At 61.3% G+C, this 6,990-nt stretch carries 9 protein-coding genes and 1 pseudogene; 7 read left to right on the top strand and 3 right to left on the bottom strand.

What is annotated here, in order from left to right:
* The 3 genes and pseudogenes from K289_RS0136990 to K289_RS51915 all read left to right on the top strand — a co-directional run.
* A pseudogene (locus tag K289_RS0136990) lies at positions 1-264 on the top strand (IS256 family transposase); the annotation flags it as partial.
* Between the two features lie 68 nt (positions 265-332).
* Positions 333-608, top strand: coding sequence for a hypothetical protein (locus K289_RS46570; protein ID WP_035687318.1), 276 nt, complete (start codon positions 333-335; stop codon positions 606-608).
* A gap of 59 nt (positions 609-667) precedes the next feature.
* Positions 668-1,483 carry a hypothetical protein gene (locus K289_RS51915; protein ID WP_198024849.1) on the top strand — a complete coding sequence of 272 codons (816 nt, stop codon included), beginning with the start codon at positions 668-670 and terminating at the stop codon, positions 1,481-1,483.
* 6 nt (positions 1,484-1,489) lie between these two features.
* Here K289_RS51915 and K289_RS48035 read toward each other — a convergent pair whose 3' ends face one another.
* Positions 1,490-2,098 carry a hypothetical protein gene (locus tag K289_RS48035; protein ID WP_051311227.1) on the bottom strand — a complete coding sequence of 203 codons (609 nt, stop codon included), beginning with the start codon at positions 2,096-2,098 and terminating at the stop codon, positions 1,490-1,492.
* On the opposite strand from K289_RS48035, the gene K289_RS46560 reads away from it, so the two are divergent.
* A complete protein-coding gene (locus K289_RS46560; protein ID WP_156918388.1) occupies positions 2,080-2,544 on the top strand; it encodes a hypothetical protein in 465 nt (154 codons plus the stop codon). The two genes, K289_RS48035 and K289_RS46560, sit on opposite strands and share 19 nt — an antisense overlap.
* A gap of 178 nt (positions 2,545-2,722) precedes the next feature.
* Here K289_RS46560 and K289_RS0136965 read toward each other — a convergent pair whose 3' ends face one another.
* Together K289_RS0136965 and K289_RS0136960 are read right to left on the bottom strand one after the other, a co-directional pair.
* A complete protein-coding gene (locus K289_RS0136965) occupies positions 2,723-4,513 on the bottom strand; it encodes a hypothetical protein (RefSeq protein ID WP_027556015.1) in 1,791 nt (596 codons plus the stop codon).
* A 101-nt stretch (positions 4,514-4,614) separates the two neighbouring features.
* Positions 4,615-4,878 (bottom strand): hypothetical protein, encoded by a 264-nt coding sequence (locus K289_RS0136960; protein WP_027556014.1) that lies wholly within the window; start codon positions 4,876-4,878, stop codon positions 4,615-4,617.
* Between K289_RS0136960 and K289_RS51910 the strand changes: the two genes are divergently transcribed.
* The 3 genes from K289_RS51910 to K289_RS0136950 all read left to right on the top strand — a co-directional run bounded on the left by K289_RS51910 (position 4,847) and on the right by K289_RS0136950 (position 6,989).
* Positions 4,847-5,008, top strand: a complete 162-nt coding sequence (locus tag K289_RS51910) for a hypothetical protein (RefSeq protein WP_198024850.1) — start codon at positions 4,847-4,849, stop codon at positions 5,006-5,008. The genes K289_RS0136960 and K289_RS51910 overlap by 32 nt on opposite strands.
* Positions 5,009-5,313: 305 nt before the next feature.
* A complete protein-coding gene (locus K289_RS46555; RefSeq protein ID WP_156918387.1) occupies positions 5,314-6,054 on the top strand; it encodes a hypothetical protein in 741 nt (246 codons plus the stop codon).
* On the top strand, positions 6,051-6,989 hold the full coding sequence (locus tag K289_RS0136950; protein WP_027556013.1) for a hypothetical protein: 939 nt from the start codon (positions 6,051-6,053) through the stop codon (positions 6,987-6,989). Before K289_RS46555 ends, K289_RS0136950 begins: the two co-directional genes overlap by 4 nt.
* Position 6,990 lies beyond the last annotated feature (1 nt).

The following is a 6,990-nucleotide window of genomic DNA, read 5'->3' as shown; positions in this document are numbered from 1 at the left end:
CACTGGAAACACTTGCGGACGACCAATCCCATTGAAAGCACCTTCGCTACCGTGCGACACCGCACGATCCGATCGAAGGGTTGCCTGTCCAACAGGACGGCACTCGCGATGGTCTTCAAACTGCTTGAGGCCGCGCAGAAAAGCTGGCGTCGTCTCGATGGCCACAACCAGTTGCCAAAACTCGTTCTCGGTGTGACATTCAACGACGGGATCGAGGTCATCGCCAAACCGACTGACCGTCAGCCCATAACCGCCGCCGCCTGACCGGCCGCGCCGTCACCAAAATTTGGCGATAGCTCGATTACCTGTTCACCAAGGGAGAGTTCACTACCTTGTTCACGCATTTCGAGCTACTGGGCACCCTAGCCTACATCGGGCTGGCCCATGATAAGGCAACACTTCAAGCAGCGCTTCAAGCTCGGCAATATGTTCGGGCGCCGCTTGGCCGGGCAGCCTGGGACGGCCGCTCCGCCCGATCAATTCTTGATAGCTGGAAGGGTGAAGTCCAACCAACGTTGCTGGAAACTGGCTTTGCGCGTGGCGACCAGGACTATCTGACGCTAGCTACTGAGAGCATCGTCCGCCTTGCCAGCAACATGAGATGGTAAACGCCTTTTGTGCCGCGGTGGCAGCGAATCGGCTAAACGTCCGCGAGGAGCCGCTGCGCATGACCGATGAACCGCGCGAACACAGGCCCATAGCCCCACCCGAGACCAAGCACCCCGATGACCGGGCGCGTGTTCCGTTGGAAGCGGCGCTCGGGATCATCCCGGGGGTGAGCAGCTTGCTGAAGCTGGTTGGGGAATTCATGCCGACCCAGGCGCAAAAATCGCGCAGTAAATGGGAAAGCGCGATCTCGGCGCGAACGAACGAGCACTCTGGTCGGCTCGATGAACACGACCAGGCCCTCAATCCCACCACGACGTTGACCGGCCCAAGCGTTCAGCTGGCTGTCGCCTTGGCACGTGCACCTGGCGACGGAATGGCAGGCCGTGGCCGGATGCTGGCCGATCTGTGCGCGCTGTTGCCGGATGTCGAACGCAAGGCTGTTGAGCAAGCCGCGTTCGAGCTGAACTCGCATGGATTGGTCACGATCGACCGGGCGATCGGCAGAGATAATTGGTGGCTGCGGTTGACGCAGAAGTTTTATGAACAGCTCGATTATCAAGTGATGGGCTGGGGATCATCGACGGCAGAAGATGCCCGCGTACTTGCAAAGCTGCTGCTCGAGGACGAAGCGCGCGAATGGACGCCTACCCTTCACGCGGCGAGCGGCTGGGAGCCTCGCCGCTTCAATCCCGCGTTCAGGGCACTGTTGCGATTGATCCCTGATGAATGTGTGAGCGGAGAGGTTCAGCCCGACTATCCGGCGCAAAGCCTGTGCCTGCTTCCTGAGGATCGGGCCGAGCTTCAGAAATTGATCGGATGCCCCGAGACGCCACTACCGGCGGCAGTGCTGCTCTGGCAGCGCGGTAAGCCGTGACTGGTCCTACGCGAACCTAGACTTCCGCGGGATATACAGTTCGTTGAGCTGCCGGTCTGTGGGGACGACGACGAGAAAGCCGATCGTCGCCTCCCAGGACGGCTTGTCTCCCCAATCCGGCCCGCGAAGCTTGCGGTCGCGCGTGGCAAAGTAAGCATGCGCCGCCTTCTCGCGGAGATCCTGCAAAAGATCGTCCAGGTCCTTAGTGATACCAAGGCGGCCCGACATCGGAAAATCATCCAAGTCCATCAGTTCCTGCACATGGTCACAGAATCCGGCCGCGACCTCTTTAGCCGCTTCCGAAAGGCCATCGTCGATGACGAACGACATCGCGTTGACGACGTCGGCAAACCGCATCGCCTCGGTCCCCGAAGCCAGCGGCTGGGCCTTGACCCGCACGCTGTCGGGATGCTGGTCGTCGAGGTTCTTCTGCCGGATGGCCTTCAGCCCGTCGAAGAAGTTCAGGACCTCCTCAGCGAACTTGGGATCGTCGAACACATCGGGATTGTCGTAGCCCAGAGCCTTGGCCAGCGCGCGCCGCGAGGTGATGTTGACGGTCTTGCCCGCTTCGATGCAGGCTACGAGGTGAGCCGCAATTGATCGCCCGCCGGGCACAGGTGCCGGTTGAGATTGAGACACTTCCGCCCTCTCTGGATGCGCAGGCCCATGAAAAAATTCAGCGGTCGCTAAAGCAGTCAGAAGAATATCTAGCCGCGGGTAAGAACCGGCAGGCCGTCCAGGAAATCCTTTGGATGCTCGAAACGGTTTCAACCGTTCTTCAAGGCCTCCCCTTTGGGGATGGCACAATCCAGGGCAAGTATTTCCACAAGATTGCCGACGAGCTGAAGCTGCATCGCAAGGGGCAAGTCGCAGAGCAGGCGATTAATTGGATGAAGTCCCTCCACGGTTACTTGTCGTCACCCACAGGTGGCGGTGTGCGGCATGGCGCCACACTCACGGCCGAAAGTGAGCTTTCGCCGCACGAGGCTAGGCTGATCTGCAATTTGATCCGCAGCTACTTGTCATTCCTGCTTGATGAATACGATCAGTTCGCCAAGTAGGCGCCCCGATCGTTGTAAGCGAATGCGCTATGCTGCGAAGCCTCCGTGCTGACTACAGGTAGCCGCGCTTACGCTTATTCGCGCACTTCGCGATCAAGGCGATATCGGCAAGACGCTGGCTAAGAGACCGCGGCGAAGAAGTCAAGCGCCAAGCCGCGGCGCAAGACGGCCTGACTTCTCAGTTCGCCTCGTCCCAATCCAGATCCGGAGAGTTGGGAAACAGCTCCCGTTGCGCAAGCTGGATCAGGCGCCGCGCGTCCGCGACGAGTTGCGCGCTGACCTTCACCTTCTCCGCGTATCGTTCGTCGTGGACCATGAAGTTGTGTAGCGAGACCAAACCTTCCGGTTGCGCGGCCGCGTAGTCCGCGAGCAGCTGCTGCATGCCGAACTCGGCCACCGAGGATTCGAGATTTTCGAGATCATCGATCGTCATGATGACCATGGGCATCACGCGCTTGTCCTTCGGGACCGATCCGAACAGGCGGCGGAACTCGGCGTCGAGAAAGGTGCCGTAGGCGGGGGCGTTCAGGCGCGTGTCGTGAACCAGCAGGACCGGATGGATAACCGAGACTTCTTCGAAGATCGGCTGCGCCGCTCCGCCGTTCCTGTCGATGATTCTGCGGACAATCTGCGCCAGTTGCGCGACGCCCTTCGGTCGCTCTTTCTTCCCACCCATCTGAACCGACGAGATTCCGTAGCGGGATCGTATCTGCTCGATCCAGACCTCGATGTCACCCAACACCACCTCGTCCCTTAGCCAAGCCGCCTTCTGCTCGAAGACCACCGCTTGGGGAACGTAGTCGAGCACGGCGTCGATCTCGAAATCGCGCCCCTCGCTGTCGCGTGCTTCGACGCCGCACCGAAGGCGCGAAGCCAGACCCGGACGGTCCGGATACATCCGTCGCAGGATGCCGTTCGCGTAATCCTCGAATGCCTTGCCGAAAGCTCCGAAGATCTTGTTGGCGTTGCCGCCGGGCAGCAGATGGAACAGAGGCCCTACGGATATCTTCTCGCTGAAGAAGACGGGATCGAGGATGATGGCGCGCCCGTTCGCCAGCCGAAGGATCGGCCGCTCGCGCAGATCCCGGTAACCGCGTTCGGCGAGCCCATCCCACAGGGTGACTGCGAGTTCTTCGGGAGTCTGGGATTCCGACGCCATGTATGCCTCGAACTTCTTGCGATAGGCGGTCGCGTCCGCGACGGTACTCGCGTCGAAGAGAGACCCGGTCGGTGAGTCGAAAGGCAGATACAGAGCGAGCCCGGTGACGCAGGTGAAATATTGCTCGACGGTGAGGCCGGTCGCTTTCACGAATTCGGGTTCGAAGTCGGGATAATGCCGCGGAAAATGCTCCGAGAATAGCGACCACCCTCGCCCGAGCGTGGTGCCGAGATAGGGTGCGATCATCGATTCCTCGAGCCCGCGGCGAAATGCTCCGAGGGCCCGCTCGCGGGCTTCATCGACGGGCAGCGTGGCGGAAAAACGGTCGGCGAACACCCTGTCGCTCCAGAACTTGCTTGCGATCAACGCGGCCTTCAGCAGGCGGCTCTTCGCGGACTCGTCGAAGGACTCTATGCCGTTTGTGGGGGCGCAGAAGCGCGCAACCCAACGCATCAGCTCGAGAAGCTGCCCGCGGAAGAATACGACCGGGACGTCCCCGGGAGGCCTGGTTCGGGCGAACTCGTTGATGCGCCGCAGATCATCCGCGCCGCAGATCATGCCGATGGCGCGTTGTTGACGTGCCAGTGTGTCGGGCTTGCCGGTTCCACCAACGATCGCGTTCAGCCGCGCGCAGGCTACCAGCAGGGCGTCGCGCCCGAACGGCTGCAGCAACTCCTGCATCGTCGCTTCGCTGACCTCGGTGCCGGGAAACAAGGCCTCGAGCGGCACGTAGACGCCGATTTCGTTCGAGGTCAGCGCTGCCGATCGTTGCCGGGCAGGTCTCGGGATGATGAGGCCGGGGGTCTTCACGAAAGCTCCAGGGGTGCGGCAGGGTGTCGATGCCGAGTGGTGCGACCCGATATGGGGGTCTCGGCCGGCTTATGCCATGGTCGAGGCAGCCGAGCCGCAGCCTACTCCTCGACGCACTCCGGGCAGGTGTCGCCGATCGAATCAAGGACATCGCGAACCTCGGCGACGGCCTCGTCCAGAGAGAGCCCGGAAGGCGGATCCTGCTCTGCGATCTCGATGGCACGCTGGCAGGCATGCGGATCTGCCCGATCCTTCGCCCAGCCGTGCTCCTCGCATTCATGGATGGCGCCTGCTTCCTGCAGCACGTTGATCGCCCAGCCTCGCAGCATCCGGATGGCTCTCGATCTTTCCATAGTCATCGGCATCGAGATCACTCCTGCCGAAACGAATCCTTCCGTTGCCGGCGCGTTCCGCGCGGATAGCATGGGTCAGGATTCGCAATCGGTAGGGCTGAATCTTGTTCACCTGTTCCGCAGCGCCTGTGCAGAACGCTAAGTCGCCGGCTCGGGATCTTCCTTCAGCGCCGGCGGCGAGCTTTCGCATCGGCTTTTCGGTCGGCATACGCCAGCTTGCGGGGCGGTCGCTCATACCCACATAAGAACATAACATGAACATCCGAGTCGGGTCCAATTGAACGCTCAAGGGCGGACCTTGGCGAAGAGCGGCGTACGGAAGCGATCACGTCCATGCATCCGTGGCTGACAGGCGTGCGGTGAACTCTGACGCCACGCCCCGCGCGGGTCGACCAATGGCTTCCGACGCGCACACCTTGGCCGTTCACGATGTCTGCGGATAAACCTTTGGTCGAAGTTGACCGAAAGGAATCTTCTACAACACAATTGGTCCATTCATTGAGTTGCGTCGAGATCGTCTTCCAGGCTCTTCCATCGCGGTCCTTGACGACCGAAGCGGCTGCTGCCCGTGAGTGCCGGTCGATCGGATCATTTATGCCAATACCTGATTTTAATATCGACGGATTATTGCCTCCCTTCGTAGGTGACACACCTGCAGGTCCTTCGAGCGACATGTCGCCGTACAGAGGATCGGCGCTCGATGTGGTTCAGTTTTTCGCCTTCAGCGAAGGGCGTAAATCGATCCTTCGAGGATGGCTGCTGCACAGGAAGGCGCTCAGAGCCATCGGTTTCGGTACAGGTTTTCAGTGGATCGATGGGAGCTTCGTGGAGAAGGGCGAGGAGCCGAAAGACATCGACACGATGACGTTTCTCCGCCGGCCACCGCATGCGAGGACCTTGCACGATCTCGGACTTTTCTGGCAGGCCAACAGGCCGGTGCTGGGGAGGGCCCAGGTCAAGGCCTCCTTCCACGTCGACTTTCTTCCGCTCGATCTCGACGGCGACGACGAGATCCTGGTCGATCTCACGCGTTACTACCTCAGTCTGTTCTCGCACCGGCGCGAAGATCTGGTCTGGAAGGGGATGGTGCAGGTGCCGCTGGACACCGTCGCCGAAGACGATCAGGCTTTGAACTTGCTGGGGCCCGAGCCAACCTCGTCCGATCCCAACACGGGAGACGGCACATGACCAGCCTGCGCAAGTTGGAACGCGACTACATTGAGGCGAACATTTCCGAGGTCACCGCGCTGCTCGATAGGGTCGGCGATCGGGACGTCATGTCCCGCTTCGGGCTGGAAGACCAGTTGAACGAATTGAAGGAAGCCTTGGCGAGATTGCAGGCGATGCCGCCAGAGACGCTCGCGTCGGCGGCGCTCTTCTTTGGAGGCAAACCGGTCGTTGGTTCCCAAGGCATCGAAAGCGGCTTCGCCGGCTCGGCCGTCGGTCAGTTCCAGGATCTGGTATCCATGGTGCACGCCCACGATACGGTCGGCTTGGCCGAGCGCGGGACGGTGCCGCGGCGGTCTTCCTCGACGCTTCACATCACGAACATCGTCAGGGGGTCGTTCGGCTTTCTCCTCGAGGAAGTGCAGCCGCAGTATCAGATGTTGGATTCCTCCCTGAAGACGGCGGTCGACGAAGCGACCCGGCTCCTGATGGCGTTCGGAGAGGACGACGAGGAGGACTTCAGGAGCGCGGTCGAGGAGATCGACCAGCGCGTGCTGGCCGCTTCGGGCGAATTCTTCGATCTTATGCGCAAGAGCGGCGCGACCGTGCGGCTGGTATCCGGCGATACTGACCGGAGCTTCGGCTCGGATGTGGTCGCGAGGGCCGTCGATCGCGCAAGGACGACGACGGTCGTCGACGACGACGAGACCGTTCGCGGGCAGCTCGCCGGCGTGCTGCCCGAGTCGCACCAGTTCGAGTTCAGGGTAGCCGACGAAAGAGGCACGATCCGCGGCAGAGTCGATCGCGAGCTGACCGCGCATCAGCTCGGCCTGTTCAACAAGGAATTCGTGAACGCGAACTCCCGCGCCAGGCTCAAGGTGAAGCGCGTGCTGCGCAACCATGCCGTGGTGCGGGAGAAATACACGCTCGTCGGCATCGAGCCCGACGCCGAGTGAA

Origin of the sequence: Bradyrhizobium sp. Cp5.3, from assembly GCF_000426265.1 — a bacterium.
Classification (GTDB): Bacteria; Pseudomonadota; Alphaproteobacteria; order Rhizobiales; family Xanthobacteraceae; genus Bradyrhizobium; species Bradyrhizobium neotropicale.
Note: the sequence above shows the minus strand (reverse complement) of the source record. Positions and strands in the feature narration are given on the sequence as shown.

What these genes read in the sequence shown, in the direction of transcription:
- K289_RS51915 (WP_198024849.1), top strand. Translation starts at nt 668, where the DNA reads ATGACCGATGAACCGCGCGAACACAGGCCCATAGCCCCACCCGAGACC.
- K289_RS51910 (WP_198024850.1), top strand. Translation starts at nt 4,847, where the DNA reads ATGGCTCTCGATCTTTCCATAGTCATCGGCATCGAGATCACTCCTGCC.
- K289_RS0136960 (WP_027556014.1), bottom strand. Translation starts at nt 4,878, where the DNA reads ATGCCGATGACTATGGAAAGATCGAGAGCCATCCGGATGCTGCGAGGC.
- K289_RS0136950 (WP_027556013.1), top strand. Translation starts at nt 6,051, where the DNA reads ATGACCAGCCTGCGCAAGTTGGAACGCGACTACATTGAGGCGAACATT.